Here is a 17,269-nt window from a genome sequence, read left to right as displayed (position 1 = left end):
ATCGGTCAGGGAGACTTCGCGGCAGTGGTGAGTTCAGCGATCAAGGCTTGAACGCGACGCTCGATTTCGTCACGGATCGGGCGAACCGCTTCGAGGCCCTGTCCGGCCGGATCGTCGAGAACCCAGTCTCGGTAGCTCTTGCCGGGGAAGATCGGGCACGTGTCGCCGCAGCCCATGGTGATGACGACATCCGAATCCTGGACGGCGTCAACGGTGAGGATCTTCGGAGACTGAGCTGAGATATCGATACCGTGCTCTGCCATCGCCTCGACCGCTGCCGAATTGACGGTCTCGGCGGGTGCGGATCCGGCGGAACGGACCTCGATGGCGTCGCCTGCGAGATGGCTCAGGAATCCCGCGGCCATCTGAGATCGGCCGGCATTGTGGACGCAGACGAACAACACCGATGGTTTGCTCATGACCTCGCTCTTTCTCGACTGGATGAAACCTCTTTGACTGCAAAGCGTTTGCGTAGAGCAAGGGAGACATAGACCAGCCCGACGAGCACCGGTACCTCGATCAGCGGGCCGACAACACCGGCAAGAGCTTGCCCCGAGGTGGCGCCGTAGGTGGCGATGGCTACGGCGATCGCGAGTTCGAAGTTGTTGCCCGCTGCGGTGAACGCCAGGGTCGTCGTGCGTTCATAGCCCAATCCGATTGCGGCGCCGAGGATGTAGCCTCCGCCCCACATGAGCGCGAAGTACGCGAGCAAGGGCAGCGCGATCCGGACGACATCCCAAGGCTGGGAGGTGATCTGTTCGCCCTGCATCGAGAAGAGCACGACGATGGTGAACAGCAGACCGTAGAGCGCCCAGGGGCTGATCTTGGGGATGAACTTGTTGTCGTACCAGTCGCGGCCTTTGGCGCGTTCACCGAAGAAGCGGGACAGAAAACCTGCCAGCAGCGGGATACCGAGGAAGATCAGGACCGATTTCGCGATCTGCCAGGGCGAGGTGTCGATGGTGGTCTGTTCGAGGCCGAGCCACCCGGGCAGGACCGAGAGGTAGAACCAACCGAGCACGGCGAACATGATCACCTGGAACACCGAGTTGATGGCGACCAGCACCGCGGCGGCTTCGCGGTCTCCGCAGGCCAGGTCGTTCCAGATGATCACCATCGCGATACAGCGAGCGAGACCGACGATGATCAAACCGGTTCGGTATTCCGGCAGGTCAGGCAGAAACAGCCAGGCGAGGGCGAACATCAGCGCCGGGCCGAGAACCCAGTTCAGGAACAGGGAGCCGGCGAGGAGTTTCTTGTCCCCGGTGACTGTGTCGAGGCGGTCGTAGCGAACTTTCGCCAACACCGGGTACATCATGATCAGCAGGCCGAGGGCGATCGGTAACGAGATGCCGTCGATCTGCACCTTGTCCAGGGCAGTGTTCACACCGGGGATCCAGCGTCCAACCAGCAGGCCGACGACCATGGCCACGCCGATCCAGACCGCCAGATAGCGGTCGAGGGTGGAGAGTTTTCCGACGACTGCGGGGTGTTCGGTGGTGACAGCGGTGTTGCTCATGCGCTGACCTCTGCGCATGCGTCCGCGACACTCACGCTCGTACCTTCAACCAGTAGAACGGCGGAAAGCTGTTGCAGTGCAGTAGGAATCACCCAGTAGTACACCCAGGTCCCGCGACGTTCACAGTCAAGCAGCCCGGCCTGACGCAACACCTTGAGATGATGCGAGATAGTCGGCTGAGACAGATCGAACGAGTCGGAGATGTCGCAGACGCAGGCTTCACCACCCTCGTGACTTGCCACCAAGCTGAGCAAGCGGAGGCGAACCGGATCGCCGAGAGCTTTGAACATCCGCGACAGGTCGCCGGCCCAATCCTCGGTCAGCGGTTCACGGACGAGCGGGGTGCAGCAAGCCTCGGACTCCGGTGGCTCTTGATTCGACATTCTTCGATATTGACAGATATCGAATCAACGCGCAATCGAGTGCCCGGTCGGCCGGATCCCGGACTCACCCCTCGGCGGTCACCGCACGTCGTTCGAGCAGAACAGTGTCACGCCAAACACCGTCGAGCTGGGCAATCTTCTCGCGGAGACCGATAGTTCTGAACCCGGCCGAATGATGCAGCGAGATGGAGGCGCGATTCTCGGGAAATATCGACGTCTGCAGTGTCCAGAGGTCGTCGACATCAGCGGCCATGACTTGCTTGCGCAACAACGCCTTTCCGACACCCCGACCACGCATTCCGCCCGCGACGTACACGGAGTTTTCCGCCACCCCGCGGTAGCAGTCACGCTCGGAAACTGGTCTCAACGCAGCCCAACCGACAACAACACCCTCGATAGTCGCGACCCACCGATGCTTCGACAGCCACCGTTCGTGGAGATGCTCACGCGAGGGGACCTCAGTAGCAAAGGTGGCATTTCGGGTGTCGATTCCCTCGCCGTAAATACGGCGAACCGCATCCCAGTCGTCGTCGATCATGGCCCGGACAGAGACATCGTCGGGCAGATCACTCGGGCAGCAAGGACGCGGAGCAAGGACTCCCATCACCACGTCCGCCGCCTGCGGCAAGGCAACGCAACACGTCGGATTCACCGCGACGACCGTGCTCGTCCCCTCCTTACGCATGGTCACAAAACCCACATCGGCGAGCTTGCGCAGGTGGTGCGACACCGTCGGTTGTCCGATCCCCAACGCTTCGGCGAGCGCTCCGACGGTAATACCACCGACCGCGCTCGCCACCCGGTGAAGCAATCGGACGCGCATCGGCTCGGCAAGGCAGGCGAACCACTGCGCGTAGGTATCGGCATCGCCCTGCGCGAGGACGGAAGAACCAATTTGATCCGGGTCCGAATCACCGACGCGCACCGTCGGAGTCTGCAGCGATGTCATCTCTCCACTATATCGACAGCTGTCGATGGTTGCCTACATTGATGATTGTCGATACAGTTCCACTAAGATCGATAATCGTCGATGAAAGGTACGAGATGAACCCCCTACCCGTTGTCGTGATCGGGGCCGGCCCGATCGGCCTGGCAGCCGCAGCAGAACTGCGCGAACGCGGACTCACACCCCTTGTCTTCGAGCGCGGAAGCACAGCCGGTGCTGCGATCTCCGAGTGGAATCACGTTCGACTGTTCTCCCGGTGGTCCGAACTCGTCTCCCCCGCCGCGCAGCGACTCCTCGAGCAGAATGGATGGCGCTCTCCCGACGCTGAGACGTACCCGACCGGCCGGCAATGGCGCGACCTCTACCTCGGGCCACTCGCCTCAACACTCGGCGACGCCATCCAGTTCGACACCGAAGTGATCGGCGTAGCCCGACGCGGACGTGACCTGGTCGTCGACGCCGGCCGCGATACCGAACCCCTCTCGATTCATCTGCGCCGCCGTGACGGAACCGAGGACCGCGTGTTCGCCCAGGCGGTTGTCGACGCATCCGGCACCTGGGGTACTCCCAACCCGCTCGGCGGTGAAGGTCTTCCCGCCCTCGGCGAGGGCGCTGTGGGCACTGCGATCAGGTACCGGGTTCCTGATCTCGACGATCCGGCGGTGCGTGCACAGTTTGCCGGAAAACACACGGTCATCGCGGGGAGCGGCCACTCTGCGCTGACGGCGATCGTTGCGCTGTCGGGGTTGGCGGAGCAGGCTCCGAGCACCCGCATCATCTGGGCGGTCCGCCGAGGAAACGTCGGCTCAGCGTTCGGTGGCGGCGAAGCTGACGAACTGCCCGCGCGCGGCGCCCTGGGACTGCGCGCAAAGAAGGCCGTCGAGGACGGACTACTGAGAGTGGTCACCGGCTTCCGCACCGCAGAGGTGACAACAACCCCTTCGGGACAACTCGTACTTGCCTCCGATGCCGGTGATCGCATCGAGAACGTGGACAACGTCATAACGCTGACCGGATTCCGCCCCGATCTTTCCTGGCTTTCGGAAATTCGACTCGGCCTCGACCCGGTCTTACAAGCACCGGTCGAGTTGGCTCCACTGATCGACCCGAACGTCCACTCGTGCGGCACGGTGTACCCGCATGGCGCGAAGGAGCTTCGCCATCCGGAGCCAGGCGTGTACTTGGCAGGAATGAAAAGCTACGGCCGGGCACCCACCTTCCTGGCGATGACCGGCTACGAGCAGGTTCGCAGCATCGCCGCCGAACTCGCCGGCGATCACGAAGCGGCAGCCCGCGTCGAGCTGATCCTTCCGGAGACCGGAGTCTGCGGCGGTGCAGGTGTTTTCGACGAAGCTGACGCAGCGGAAGCCGAAGGCGGGGAAGCCGAGGGCGGATGCTGCGGCGCACCCACTCCGGAACTGATCACGTTGTCCGCTCCGTCTGGCAACACCCGCGGCTAGAAACAGTCCATGACGACGGATCCACCCCGCCGGGCTGCCACATCCGACCGAACAAGGCATGCTGATCGTGTGCATACTTTCGAGGTCTGGGCGCCAACGCCGGAATCGGTCCGGGTCGAAGTCGATGGCATCACGCACGACATGGAGCGGACCGACGACGGGTGGTGGCGAGGCGAGGTCGACTGCGACAACGAAGCTCGCTACGGCTTTGTCGTCGACGGTCAAATACTCCCGGATCCGCGGTCACCACGCCAGCCCGAAGGCGTGCATCTCCGCTCCCAACTGCACCAACTCGACGAGTCCTCCTGGACCGACTCTCAGTGGACCGGACGGCAACTCCCAGGATCGTCGGTCTACGAACTGCACATCGGAACATTCACCCCCGAAGGAACTTTCGACGCCGCGATCGAGCGTCTCGATCACCTCGTGGACCTCGGCGTCGGGTTCGTCGAGATCATGCCGGTCAACGGTTTCAACGGAACTCACAACTGGGGCTACGACGGTGTGCTCTGGTACACGGTCCACGAGATCTACGGTGGCCCGGACGGGTTACAGCGCTTGGTGAATGCGGCCCACGAACGTGGACTCGGCGTGATCCTGGACGTGGTCTACAACCACCTGGGCCCGTCGGGCAACTACCTCGAAAAGTTCGGCCCCTACATTGCCGATGGCGCGAACACCTGGGGCCGAACGATCAACATCGGAGGCCCGCAGTCGGGCGAGGTTCGCGAATACATCATCGGGAATGCCCTGCGATGGATGCGTGATTTCCACATCGACGGCCTACGCCTCGACGCCGTCCACGCGTTGGTCGATCACACCGGAACGCACATCCTCGAGGAACTCGCCGTCCGAACGGAAACACTGTCGGCCCATCTGGGCCGACCGCTCACGTTGATTGCCGAAAGTGATCTCAACGACGCCACTCTGATCACGCCACGAGCGGCGGGCGGGTTCGGCTTGGACGCGCAGTGGGACGACGACATCCACCACACCATTCACACAGCCGTCTCCGGCGAACGTCAGGGTTATTACGCCGACTTCGGATCCTTGGAATCCCTTGCAAGTACATTGCGGCGCGGGTTCTTCCACGCCGGAACGTATTCCTCGTTCCGTGGGCGGGTTCACGGCCGGCCGATCGACATCACGCACCAGTCCGCCAGCGCTCTGCTCGCATACACGTGCACCCACGATCAGATCGGCAACCGAGCGATCGGCGACCGCCCGAGCGCCTATCTGACGCCAGGACAATTGGCGATCAAGGCAACACTGGTCCTGCTCTCGCCGTACACGCCGATGCTGTTCATGGGCGAAGAATGGGGAGCCACCACTCCGTTCCAGTTCTTCACCTCGCATCCGGAACGGGAACTCGGCGAGGCGACCGCCAAAGGCCGTAAGGCGGAGTTCGCGGCACACGGCTGGAACAGCGACGACATTCCGGATCCGCAAGATCCACAGACATTTCTGCGGTCCAAACTGGACTGGGACGAGCGAACCGACCAGACACACGCTCGCGTCCTGGCGTGCTATCGCGATCTCCTTGCCCTGCGCAAGAAGCGAATCGAGATCACCGACCCCTGGCTGGGGCACCTGCACGTCGACTACGACGAGGACGACCAGTGGATCACCCTGCGCCGCGGCGCATTACAGATCGTGTGCAATCTGGGAACGGACGCGGCCTCGGTCCCAGCCGGCGGAACCCCCATCCTCTGGTGGGATCCGCCGACACAGGACGAGACCGCGTCCGCAACAGTCGTGCCTGGGCACTCGTTCGTCGTACTCGAAAGCTGACTACCCGGATTCTGCAGGAGCTAGCGCTTCGCGTTCTACCGTTACACGCGTTACCGCTTCGCGTTCTCTGGTGTACTCCGCAGCATCCGCAATACCAATGCGGCACTGACGAACAGAACCAAAGCGGTTGCGCCGGCAGCAACGTGCATACCGTCGACAAACGCCGCCTTCGCGGAATCGGCAAGCACCGAACCGAGTTCACCAGGTAGGTACGTCGCTTCCTGCAGCGCACCGCCGAGGGTGCCCTGCGCAGCGTGCGCCTGATCTGCTTCGAGCATGGACGTGTCGATTCCCTTGCGGAAGATCGCCATCACCACGCTGCCCAGGATCGCCACACCGAGCGCGATACCGAGTTCGTACGCAGTCTCCGACACCGCGGACGCAGCGCCGGCACGCTCGGGTTCCACCGAACTGACCACAAGATCCGACGTCAGGGTCAGTGCGACACCGACACCTGCACCGGCCAGACCGAAGCCGATCACGAACATCAACGGGCCGCTGTCCACCCCGAGGGCGAGCAGCATCGCAGCACCGATACCTGCAACCGCGAGGCCTGCACTGAGCACGTGAGACACCGACCACCGGCGAATCAACCAGGCCGCCGCAACCGCGGTGAATGCGCTGAGCAACATACCCGGGAGCATCAGCAGGCCGGCGTCGAGCGCCGAGTTACCCAGCACCAACTGCAGGTACTGCGAGCCGAAGAACAGGACACCGGCCAGCGCGAAGATCGAGAGCAGGTTGGTGATGACGGCGGTGGAAAACGACGCATTGGCAAACAGTTTCAGATCCAACATCGGATCCTTCAGCATCCGCTGACGACGCACGAACACGTAGCCGGCGGCGAGACCCACAAGGCCGATCACCAGCAACGTGATGCTGACGCCGTGCACCACGGATTCCTTGACCGCGTACACCAACGGCAACATGGTCGCCATCGACAGACCAGCGCTGATGAGGTCGAATCGACCCGGGTTGGGGTCTTTCGACTCCGGGATCAGGATCGGGCCGAGTACAACCAGCGCAATCATGACCGGAATGTTGATCAAGAAGACCGAACCCCACCAGAAGTGCTCGAGCAACCAACCACCGACCAAAGGTCCTGCCGCTGTACCGCCACCGGCCATCGCGCCCCAGACACCGATTGCCTCGGTGCGCTGACGCGGGTTGACGAAGATCGTGCGGATCAGACCGAGGGTGGCCGGCATCAGCGTTGCACCGGAAATACCCTGCAGCACGCGGGCGGCAATGAGCATCTCGGGACTGACAGCAAGAGCGGCGATGATCGAGGCGAGACCGAAGCCGACTGCGCCGATCAGGAGCAGTTTTCTCCTACCGATCCGGTCACCGAGCGTACCCATGGTGATGAGCAGACCGGCGAGCACGAACGAATAGACGTCGATGATCCACAGCAACTGCGTGCTGCTCGGCTCGAGGTCGGCGCTGATGAACGGAAGCGCAAGATCGAGCACCGTGCCGTCGACTGCGATGAGCAACACAGCAAAGGCAAGGACTATCAAGCCCGCCCAGTCACGCTTTGTCGCCCGAACCTCGTCGGGATTGATTGCAGACGTCTGATCTGCCGACACTGACATTGCTCCCCTGCGACTTTCTCTGATGTTCTTTCGAAAAGATTTCACTGAACCGTCCAGCCGGTACAGTAGGTCTACGGTAACAGTGAACCGTCCAAGCGGTAAAGTTATTTCCGGGTAGGGTCACATCACATGGCTGCCGACACTCGCGATCGAATTCTCGACGCACTGGAGAAGCTGCTGCTGGTCAGCGGCGTTGCCCAAGTCACGCTCGAAGGCGTTGCCGCCGAAGCCGGGGTTTCCAAGGGCGGACTTCTCTATCACTTCCCCAGCAAGGAAGCACTCCTCGCGGCGATGGTCCGCAGACTCGGAGAACGCTCGGATCAGCAACTCGAAGACGCCGTAGCAGGCGGTACGACGGTCACCGAGTTCTATCTACAGATCCCCGATGCGAACGAAAGCGAAGAACTCTCACTCTTCCGGTCGATCATCGCGGCACTGAGAACAGTCGACGGACAACACGACGAGATCCAGAAAGCCGTTACCCACGTGATGCGCAGCTGGGACAAAGGCCTTCAGACCGAGATCGCCGATCCCATACAAGCCGAGATCATCCGACTCGTCGGCGACGGTCTGTACTTGGCGGCCATGCTCGGGCTCCCCCAGCCAGATCCCGAATTGCATCGACAGGTGGTCGAGCGACTGCGGCCCTGACCGGGGGCGTCCCTTACGTCAGATAGCGGTACGCCGGGCTTCCCGGCTCGAGCCTCTCGGACTGCATCGGCGCGCGCTCCATTCGCTCGAGCAAGGCCGCCAAACCGTCGGCGGAACCGAGTTCGATACCCACCAACGCGGCACCCGTCTCGCGATTGTTTCGCTTGACGTACTCGAACAGCGCGATGTCGTCGTCCGGCCCGAGCACGTCCGAGAGGAAGCGACGGAGCGCTCCCGGTTCCTGCGGAAAGTCCACCAGGAAGTAGTGCTTGAGCCCGAGGTGAACGAGCGAACGCTCGAGGATTTCGCCGTAACGGGATACGTCGTTGTTGCCACCGGAAATCAGGCACACGACGGTCGAACCCGGCTCGAACGTCAAATTCTGAAGTGCCGCAACGGAAAGCGCTCCCGCGGGTTCGGCGATGATGCCCTCGCTCTGATACAGCTCGAGCATCGCCGTGCAGATAGCGCCCTCGTCGATCTGATTGACGACAAACGATCCCGAACCGGACCGTGTCTGAAGTTGACGAGCCACGAGCGGCAACGACGCGTGCGACACCACGGCGGCACCCAGACGTGAGACGACCTCGTAGGGAACATCGCCGATCCTCTTGACCGCTGCCCCGTCGACAAATGGATCGACGTCGGGAAGAGTCACCGGGCCCCCGGCAACGAGAGCGGCCGTCATGGACGCCGCGCCGGACGGCTCGATCCCGACGATCGACGTCTTGGGCGATCGCTCGTGCAGATAGGTGGCTATGCCCGCGATGCAACCGCCGCCGCCGACCGGCACGACGATCGTGTCGAGAGGTGCGTCCAGTTGCGTGAGAATCTCCGCTGCGATGGTTCCTTGCCCCGCAGCGGTGCGCACGTCGTCGAACGGGGGAACCATGGTTGCGCCGGTTTCGGCTACGTCCTCCGCGGCCGCAGCAGCGGCGGCGTCATAGGTCTCACCGATCATGAACAGTTCGACAAACGCTCCACCGTGGGCGCGGATGCGATCACGCTTCTGCTTGGGGGTATTTGCCGGAACGTAGATCCGACCCTTGATCTGCATCGTTCGGCACGCGAAGGCAACACCCTGCGCATGGTTACCGGCACTGGCAGTCACCACGCCGGCCGCGCGCTCGGCCTCGTTGAGCTGAGCGATCAGGTTGTACGCGCCACGAATCTTGTACGAACGAACGCCCTGGAGGTCCTCGCGCTTGAGGTACACGTGCGCGCCGGTCAACGCCGAAAGACGGTCGCTGTACTGCAGGGGTGTCGCCGCAATGACGTGCTGAATTCGCTCGATGGCCGCGTCGATCTCCTGCGCGTCGAGCGCGGGGACGGTGGACTTCGTTACTACGACATCGGGCGAGTTAGACACTCCGCCATTTTCGCACGTCGGGGATCAACCTTCCCACCACCCCGCCCCACATGGTCTGCGAGGCAGGGCGGCGGGTAGGTCAGCCGCGAGGATCCAACTGTGAGGGACGTGGCACGTTCCGCAGATTCGACTTGGCCATCTGCACAGCCTCGCCGACGCCGCCGTTCATCACCATCTTCGACATCGCCAAAGCGAAGCCCTTCATCTGACCACCGGTGATGGTGGGCGGCAACGACAATGCCAGCGGATCGGTCACCAGATCAACCAAGGCCGGACCGTCGTGATCGAGCGCGGCGCGTAGGCCCGCTTCGATGTCCGCGGGATTCTCGATTCGGCGCGAGAAGATACCGAGCGCAGCAGCAACCGCCGCGTAGTCGACCGCGGGCACGTCGACCCCGAAATCCGGAAGGCCGTCGACCAGCATCTCGAGCTTGACCATTCCGAGCGTCGAGTTGTTGAACACCACGATCTTGACCGGCAACTTGTACATCGCGACGGTGACCAACTCACCGAGCAGCATCGACAATCCACCGTCGCCCGACACCGAGATGACCTGACGCCCCGGACTCGACCATGCCGCACCCATCGCATGTGGGAGCGCATTGGACATGGATCCGTGCAGCGCCGAGGAGATGAAGCGTCTCGATCCGTTCGGATTGAGATAGCGCGCCGTCCACACGTTGCACATCCCGGTGTCGGCGGTGAAGATCGCGTCGTCGGCCGCCAGATCGTCGAGGATCGAGGCCGCATACTCGGGATGAATGGGTGTGCGCTGCTTGACCGGATCCGTGTACGCACCAACCACTTTGGTCATCAGAGTGTTGTGCTTTGCGAGCGTATCCTCCAGGAACCCGCGGTCGGTCTTTCGATCGAGTTGCGGAATCAGTGCGCTCAAGGTGCTCGCGACGTCACCGTGCACCGCCAGGTCCAGGCTGGTTCGACGCCCCAACCGCTCGGCCGCGATGTCGATCTGAGCGGTACGAACGTCATCGGGCAAGAACTGGTCGTAAGGAAAGTCCGTTCCGATCAGGAGCAGAAGATCGGCGCCGTGGATACCGTCGTGCGCCGCACCGTAACCGAGCAATCCCGTCATCCCGACGTCGTACGGGTTGTCGTACTGGATCCATTCCTTGCCGCGCAGCGAATGCCCGATGGGAGCCCCGACGGTTTCGGCCAGCGCCAACACCTCGGCGCGTGCGTCTCGCACGCCTGCGCCGGCGAAGATCGCAACCTTACGCGAGCCGTTGATCACATCTGCCAACGCCTTGACGTCACCGGCATCCGGAACGACTGTCGGCCTTCGGGTTTCGACGAGCGTCGGCGGGGTGCCTTCTGCCGGACAATCGGCGATGTCCCCGGGAAGCACGATCACCGAGACGCCGTTTCGAGCCACCGAATGCTGAATCGCCGACTGCACCACGCGAGGTGATTGGACTGCCGTGCTGACGAGTTCGGTGTAACTCGAACATTCGATGAAGATCCGCTCGGGATGCGTTTCCTGAAAGTAGCCCATTCCGATCTGGGCGCTGGGGATGTGTGAGGCGATCGCGAGGACCGGCGCGCCCGAACGATGAGCGTCGTACAGGCCGTTGATCAGGTGAAGGTTTCCGGGACCGCAGGATCCGGCACACACTGCGAGTTTCCCGGTGATCTGGGCATCCGCTGCGGCCGCAAACGCAGCTGCTTCCTCATGACGGACGTGTATCCAGTCGATTCCGCCCTTTTCGGAACCACCGGTGCGACGTACCGCATCGACGATGGGATTGAGACTGTCACCGACAATTCCGTAGATCCGACTGACACCCGCGTCAACGAGCTGCTGAACCAATTGATCTGCAACGGTTTTCGGACTCATCAGACCTCCATGACACACTCACGGGAGTCGGGATCGCCGACCCCCGCGAGTGACGATTTGCTTGTGGTTTATGCAGTGCTTCTTGTGGACTGCCGTTTCGTGAGGACTGCAGTGCGTTACTTGGGTTCGAGCACGAACACCGGGATCTCACGATCGGTCTTCGTCTGATAATCGGCGTAGTCGGGGTACGCAGCGACAGCGCGCTCCCACCAGATCGCCTTCTCGTCTCCGGTGACTTCACGAGCAACCAGGTCGAAGACCTGCGTCGCGTCACGCAGCGTGACGTGGGGATCGGCCTTGACGTTGTAGTACCAAACCGGATTCTTCGGAGCGCCACCAAGCGAAGCCACAACGGCATACGAGCCGTCGTGCTCGACGCGCATCAGCGGCGTCTTCCTGACCTTGCCGGACTTTGCCCCGACGGTCGTGAGAACGACGACGGGCATGCCGTTCATGTCGTTTCCCTCGGTGCCACCGGAGTTCTCGATGCGTGCGACCTGATCGGCGGCCCACGACGCTGGACTGGGTTCGTACTCACCTGTGATTGGCATGTGTACCAGTGAACACCCACTCGAGCACCTTGGCCACCGAACCACACCGACCAGGACCGTCGTCGGCACACTCCCCTGGTTGATCGATTAAGTGAGCTGCCGATCAATAAAGTTCGCTTGCCCGAACTCTCATCTCTGGCTACTCTGAAACCACAGCTTCGAACAGCCGTATCGCTAGCCAAGCCGCATCGAGAACAGACTGCACCGAGAAGGGGACGAGATGACTACCGCAGATATCTCCACTCGCGAATCACGCCCCTCGTCCGACCATTTCGTCGATCTGGCCGGGACTCGGTGGCCGCTGTACAAGATCGAAGCTCTCGCGGTCGGTTTTGTGCTGTTCGTGGTCGCCGGAGCTGTCACCCAGTCGATGCAGGTAGCCGTACTGACTGCCGCAACAGCAGCCGTGGTCACCTGGTGGGCGCGTCGCGTGTACTACTCACGCACCACCTGATCACTCCACTCCCCGTACTCCCGCGAACCACGAAGGGACCTTGCTGCTGATGCAGCAAGGTCCCTTCGTTCGGTTCAGGTACGCTCGATCGGCGGTCAGACCGTCAGACAGCTCGGCCCGAGTAATGCCTTCAGGTCGCCCATCAAAGCCGAGGATGGTTCGACCCGAAGGACGTCGTCGACCTTCCACAAGCTGATCTCGGTTCCACCGATCAGCCGAACGTGAACGTCGGATGTTCCGGGGTGCCTCGTCAGCACCTGCTTGAGAGCACTGAGCTTGTCCTTGGTGCATTGCCGAAGCGGCAGCGAGACCGACAGGGGGCGCGCGACCCCGATCGCCGAAATATCAGGCACCGCAAGGTCGTTGCCGATCAGCGACATCCGATCGTCTCGGATCGAAACGCGAGCCTTGACCAACACGATGGCATCCTCGGCGATGTCCATCCCGTACACGGCGTAGGCCTGCGGGAAGAACAGCACCTCGATTCCACCCACGAGGTCTTCGAGCTGCACGATGCACCAGGTCAGACCGTTCTTGTTGACCCGTCGGTCCACCGAGGCGATGATGCCGCCGAGAGTTACCTGGGCACCGTCCTGAACGCCGCCTTCGAGTATCGCGGCGATGGACGTGTCGGACTGCTGGCGAAGAATGTGCTCGACGCCGTTGAGCGGGTGACCGGAAACATACAGCCCCAGCATCTCTCGTTCGAGTGCCAGGCGATGTTTGGAGTCCCACTCCTCCTCGGGAATCTTGACGTCGAACACCGAGGTGATCGACTCGTCCGCCTCGGCACCGCCGAAGAGGTCGAACTGTCCGATCGCCTCTGCCTTCTTGGTGCTCATCACGGAATCGATGGCGTCGGCATGGACCAACATCAGGCCTTTGCGCGGGTGACCCAACGAGTCGAAAGCACCGGCCTTGATGAGAGATTCGGTGACCTTCTTGTTGCAAGCCATCGCGTCGATCTTGCCGAGATAGTCGGAGAAATCGGTGAACTTCGATTTCTCCGTGCGCGCCTTGATGATCGAGGCAACGACGTTGGCGCCGACGTTGCGCACCGACCCCATACCGAAACGGATGTCGTCGCCGACGGTCGCGAAGTCGACGCGTGACTCGTTGACGTCCGGTGGGAGAACGGTGATGCCCAACTTGCGGCAGTCGGCGAGGTAGATCGCGGACTTGTCCTTGTCGTCACCGACGGATGTGAGCAGACCTGCCATGTACTCGGCCGGGTAGTTCGCCTTGAGGTACGCAGTCCAGTACGACACGAGTCCGTAGCCGGCGGAGTGCGACTTGTTGAACGCGTAGCCGGCGAAGGGAAGGACCGTGTCCCACAGCGCCTTGATGGCCGCTTCGCTGAAGTTGTTGTCCAACATGCCCTGCCGGAAGCCGGCGTAGGCCTTTTCCAGCTCGGACAGCTTCTTCTTACCCATGGCGCGACGCAGCAAGTCGGCCTGACCCAGGGTGTAACCGGCCACCTTCTGCGCCAGTTGCATGATCTGCTCCTGGTAGATGATCAGGCCGTACGTCTCCGAGAGGATCTCCGCGAGCGGCTCCTCCAACTCGGGGTGAATCGGCTTGACGTCTTCCAAGGCGTTCTTGCGCTTGGCGTACGAGATGTGGGCGTCCACACCCATCGGCCCCGGTCGATACAGCGCCAGTGCGGCGACGATGTCGCCGAATCCGGTGGGCTGCATCAGTTTCAGCAACTCGCGCATACCGCCGCCGTCGAGCTGGAACACACCGAGAGTGTCGCCGCGGGCGAGCAGTTCGTATGTTGCCGCATCGTCCATCGGCAAAGTGTCGAGGTCGAGGTCGATGCCGCGGTTGGCTTTGATGTTCTCGAGCGTGTCGCCGATAACCGTGAGGTTTCGCAGACCGAGGAAGTCCATCTTGAGCAGGCCGATAGCTTCACACGATGGGTAGTCCCAACCGGTGATGATGGCGCCGTCCTGGGCGCGCTTCCAGACCGGGATTGCGTCGGTGAGCGGTTCGGACGACATGATGACCGCGCAGGCGTGCACACCGGCGTTACGGATCAGCCCTTCCAGACCCACCGCGGTCTTGTAGATCTTCGCGACGTCCGGGCTGGAGTCGATGAGCGCTCGAACCTCGACTGCCTCCTTGTACCGCTCGTGCTTCGGATCGGTGATACCGGAAACCGAGATGTCCTTGGCCATGATGGGCGGCGGGAGCGCCTTGGTGATCTGATCGGCGATGGCAAAGCCCGGCTTGCCGAACTGGACGCGAGCCGAGTCCTTGATGGCAGCCTTGGTCTTGATGGTGCCGAAGGTGATGACCTGGGCGACCTTGTCGTTGCCCCACTTGTCCGTCGCGTAGCGAACCATCTCGCCGCGACGGCGATCATCGAAGTCGATATCGATATCGGGCATGGACACACGCTCGGGGTTGAGGAATCGCTCGAACAGCAACCCGTACGGGATGGGGTCGATGTTGGTGATACCCATCGCGTAGGCCACCAACGAACCGGCAGCCGATCCACGGCCGGGCCCGACGCGGATTCCGACGTCCTTGGCGTGGTTGATCAGGTCGCCGACCACCAGGAAGTAGGCCGGGAAGCCCATTTCGTTGATGACGCCGATCTCGTAGTCGGCGCGGGCGAGGTACTCCTGCGGAGGTCCGCTCGGGAAGCGGCGATCGAGTCCGCGCATCACCTCGGCGCGCAGGAAGGTCTGCTGCGTGTGACCCTCCGGGACCGGGAAGATCGGCATGCGGTCGTGGAACGCCCACACGTCCTCGTACGACTGCACACGCTCGCCGATGGCCACGGTGTTGTCGCACGCCCCCGGTACTTCGTTGTCCCAGATGGCGCGCATCTCTGCAGCGGACTTGAGGTAGTAGCCGTCGCCGTCGAACTTGAAGCGAGTGGGGTCGGACAGCGTCTTGCCGGTCTGGATACAGAGCAGCGCCTCGTGGTTCTCGGCGGCGTCCTTGGTGACGTAGTGGCAGTCGTTGGTGGCAAGTGGCGGAATACCGAGTTGCTTGCCGATGTCGAGCAGACCCTCGCGCACCCGGCGCTCGATCGAGAGACCGTGATCCATCAGTTCGAGGAAGAAGTTGTCCGGTCCCCAGATCTCCTGCCACTTCGCGGCAGCTTCGAGAGCCTCGCGATCGTGGCCGAGACGAAGGCGCGTCTGGATCTCACCGGACGGGCAGCCCGTGGTGGCGATGATGCCCTCGGCGTGCGCCGCGATGAGTTCCTCGTCCATGCGAGGCCACTTGCCGAGCTGTCCCTCGATTGACGCGAGAGAAGACAGCTTGAAGAGGTTTCGGAGCCCCGTGGCGTTCTCGGCCACCATCGTCATGTGCGTGTACGCACCGCTACCGGAGACGTCGTCGGACTTCTGGCTGCGATCTCCCCAGAGAACTCGTTTGGTGTTGAAGCGAGACTCGGGTGCGATGTACGCCTCGATGCCGATGATCGGCTTGATGCCGGCACTCTTGGCCTCGTTGTAGAACTGGCTGGCGCCGTACATGTTTCCGTGGTCGGTCATGCCGACAGCGGTCATTTCGAGACGAGCGGCCTCCTCGAACATGGCGCCGACCTTGGCCGCACCGTCGAGCATCGAGTACTCGGTGTGATTGTGAAGATGTACGAACGAGTCAGCCACGTGCGCCTCTCTGAAGGTCTGGGAGCGAGATCGAGTGTATGCCGCGTTGCCGACACGTTCGGCGACCGCCATCGAGGAGTCGCAGTGTGCCGCCTCCGATCACGTGACCGGAACCTCAGGTTCGGCGCTCGACCTCATCGAACGCCGCGAACGTCGACTGGCGACGAAGGTATCTGTCGTGAAGATCACCAGCGCAGCCCAGATCAGAACGAAGCCGATCCAGCGTGAGGCCGGCATGTCCTCGTGCATGACGGCCACACCCCACGCCATCTGCAGCGCCGGGGTGAGGTACTGCAGCATGCCCATCGTCGCCAAGGGAACTCGCTGAGCGGCAACGCCGAACAGGAGCAGGGGCAGTGCAGTGACCGGGCCGGCGGCAAGCAGCAACAGGCTGTGTCCGGCGCCGCTGCTGATGAAGGCACCGGCCCCGGTCAGGCCGAGAAACACGAGGTAGCCGACCGCGAAGGGTGCGGCGACGACTCCCTCGGCAGTCAAACTGGTTCGGGGATCGAGCGGAACCACCTTCTTGACCAGCCCGTAGGTGGCAAACGAACCGGCGAGCACCAATGCGACGATCGGCGGTTTACCGAAGTCGACCGTGATCACGACAACTGCCGTTGCAGCGAGGACGAGGGCAGCGATCTGAGCGCGGCGCAATCGTTCGCGGAAGATCACGACGCCGAGCAGAACAGTGACCAGCGGGTTGATGAAGTACCCGAGGGCCGCCTCCACGACGCGGCCTGACACCACGGCATAGATGTACGTTCCCCAGTTCACCGCGATCGCCGCTGATGCCGCGGTCACCAGCAGCCAGGTGCGTGCGCTGATTCCGCGAAGCGATCCGAGGCGGCCGGCAAAGGCCAACACGATCAGCATTAACAGAAGGGTCCACACCACCCGGTGCGCAAGGATCTCGACCGGATCGGCGAAGTCGAGTAGTCCGAAGAATGCCGGGAACGTTCCCCACAACAGGAAAGCCGCCACACCGTAGAAGATCCCCGAGGACGAACCGGACCTAGCGCGTTCGTCCTTGTTCACAGAACCGGAGTTCACGGAACCGGAG

The 17,269-nt window shown here is 62.4% G+C and carries 14 protein-coding genes; 4 read left to right on the top strand and 10 right to left on the bottom strand.

Annotated features, from left to right (window positions below):
• Positions 1–5: 5 nt before the first annotated feature.
• From AC2ETI_RS14795 to AC2ETI_RS14780, 4 genes are all read right to left on the bottom strand, one after another.
• Positions 6–419 carry an arsenate reductase ArsC gene (locus tag AC2ETI_RS14795; protein WP_021333708.1) on the bottom strand — a complete coding sequence of 138 codons (414 nt, stop codon included), beginning with the start codon at positions 417–419 and terminating at the stop codon, positions 6–8.
• On the bottom strand, positions 416–1,519 hold the full coding sequence (gene arsB, locus AC2ETI_RS14790; protein ID WP_069146870.1) for an ACR3 family arsenite efflux transporter: 1,104 nt from the start codon (positions 1,517–1,519) through the stop codon (positions 416–418). The genes AC2ETI_RS14795 and arsB overlap by 4 nt, the downstream gene beginning before the upstream one ends.
• Complete coding sequence (locus AC2ETI_RS14785) at positions 1,516–1,902, bottom strand: ArsR/SmtB family transcription factor (protein ID WP_042952095.1); 387 nt, start codon at positions 1,900–1,902, stop codon at positions 1,516–1,518. Before AC2ETI_RS14785 ends, arsB begins: the two co-directional genes overlap by 4 nt.
• 64 nt (positions 1,903–1,966) lie before the next feature.
• Positions 1,967–2,851, bottom strand: coding sequence for a helix-turn-helix domain-containing GNAT family N-acetyltransferase (locus AC2ETI_RS14780; protein WP_042952096.1), 885 nt, complete (start codon positions 2,849–2,851; stop codon positions 1,967–1,969).
• A gap of 95 nt (positions 2,852–2,946) precedes the next feature.
• Here AC2ETI_RS14780 and AC2ETI_RS14775 point away from each other — a divergent pair, with 95 nt between their 5' ends.
• Positions 2,947–4,308, top strand: coding sequence for an NAD(P)-binding domain-containing protein (locus AC2ETI_RS14775; protein ID WP_020969841.1), 1,362 nt, complete (start codon positions 2,947–2,949; stop codon positions 4,306–4,308).
• A 69-nt stretch (positions 4,309–4,377) separates the two neighbouring features.
• Positions 4,378–6,099: a malto-oligosyltrehalose trehalohydrolase gene (gene treZ, locus AC2ETI_RS14770; RefSeq protein ID WP_483634062.1), complete on the top strand. Its 1,722-nt coding sequence runs from the start codon at positions 4,378–4,380 to the stop codon at positions 6,097–6,099.
• A 50-nt stretch (positions 6,100–6,149) separates the two neighbouring features.
• On the opposite strand, the gene AC2ETI_RS14765 is transcribed toward treZ, so the two are convergent.
• Positions 6,150–7,694 (bottom strand): MFS transporter, encoded by a 1,545-nt coding sequence (locus tag AC2ETI_RS14765; protein WP_019748849.1) that lies wholly within the window; start codon positions 7,692–7,694, stop codon positions 6,150–6,152.
• Positions 7,695–7,823: 129 nt separating this feature from the next.
• Here AC2ETI_RS14765 and AC2ETI_RS14760 point away from each other — a divergent pair, with 129 nt between their 5' ends.
• Complete coding sequence (locus AC2ETI_RS14760) at positions 7,824–8,345, top strand: TetR/AcrR family transcriptional regulator (RefSeq protein WP_019748850.1); 522 nt, start codon at positions 7,824–7,826, stop codon at positions 8,343–8,345.
• A gap of 13 nt (positions 8,346–8,358) precedes the next feature.
• Here AC2ETI_RS14760 and ilvA read toward each other — a convergent pair whose 3' ends face one another.
• The 3 genes from ilvA to AC2ETI_RS14745 form a co-directional block, all read right to left on the bottom strand.
• A complete protein-coding gene (ilvA, locus tag AC2ETI_RS14755; protein WP_019748851.1) occupies positions 8,359–9,714 on the bottom strand; it encodes a threonine ammonia-lyase IlvA in 1,356 nt (451 codons plus the stop codon).
• A 79-nt stretch (positions 9,715–9,793) separates the two neighbouring features.
• Positions 9,794–11,569 carry a pyruvate dehydrogenase gene (locus AC2ETI_RS14750; protein ID WP_020969844.1) on the bottom strand — a complete coding sequence of 592 codons (1,776 nt, stop codon included), beginning with the start codon at positions 11,567–11,569 and terminating at the stop codon, positions 9,794–9,796.
• A gap of 116 nt (positions 11,570–11,685) precedes the next feature.
• Positions 11,686–12,120 (bottom strand): nitroreductase family deazaflavin-dependent oxidoreductase, encoded by a 435-nt coding sequence (locus AC2ETI_RS14745; RefSeq protein ID WP_019748853.1) that lies wholly within the window; start codon positions 12,118–12,120, stop codon positions 11,686–11,688.
• Positions 12,121–12,340: 220 nt separating this feature from the next.
• Here AC2ETI_RS14745 and AC2ETI_RS14740 point away from each other — a divergent pair, with 220 nt between their 5' ends.
• Positions 12,341–12,574 carry a hypothetical protein gene (locus AC2ETI_RS14740; protein ID WP_019748854.1) on the top strand — a complete coding sequence of 78 codons (234 nt, stop codon included), beginning with the start codon at positions 12,341–12,343 and terminating at the stop codon, positions 12,572–12,574.
• Positions 12,575–12,669: 95 nt separating this feature from the next.
• On the opposite strand, the gene dnaE is transcribed toward AC2ETI_RS14740, so the two are convergent.
• Both dnaE and rarD read right to left on the bottom strand, forming a co-directional pair.
• Entirely contained in the window at positions 12,670–16,206 is a 3,537-nt protein-coding gene (gene dnaE, locus AC2ETI_RS14735; protein ID WP_007733155.1) for a DNA polymerase III subunit alpha, read from the bottom strand.
• A gap of 99 nt (positions 16,207–16,305) precedes the next feature.
• A complete protein-coding gene (rarD, locus tag AC2ETI_RS14730) occupies positions 16,306–17,259 on the bottom strand; it encodes an EamA family transporter RarD (protein ID WP_029255546.1) in 954 nt (317 codons plus the stop codon).
• Between the last annotated feature and the right edge of the window lie 10 nt (positions 17,260–17,269).

It is taken from the genome of Rhodococcus sp. MurmanLake-1 (assembly GCF_056945715.1).
The sequence above is the reverse complement of the archived record's forward strand: the minus strand, read 5'-3'. Positions and strand labels throughout refer to the sequence as shown.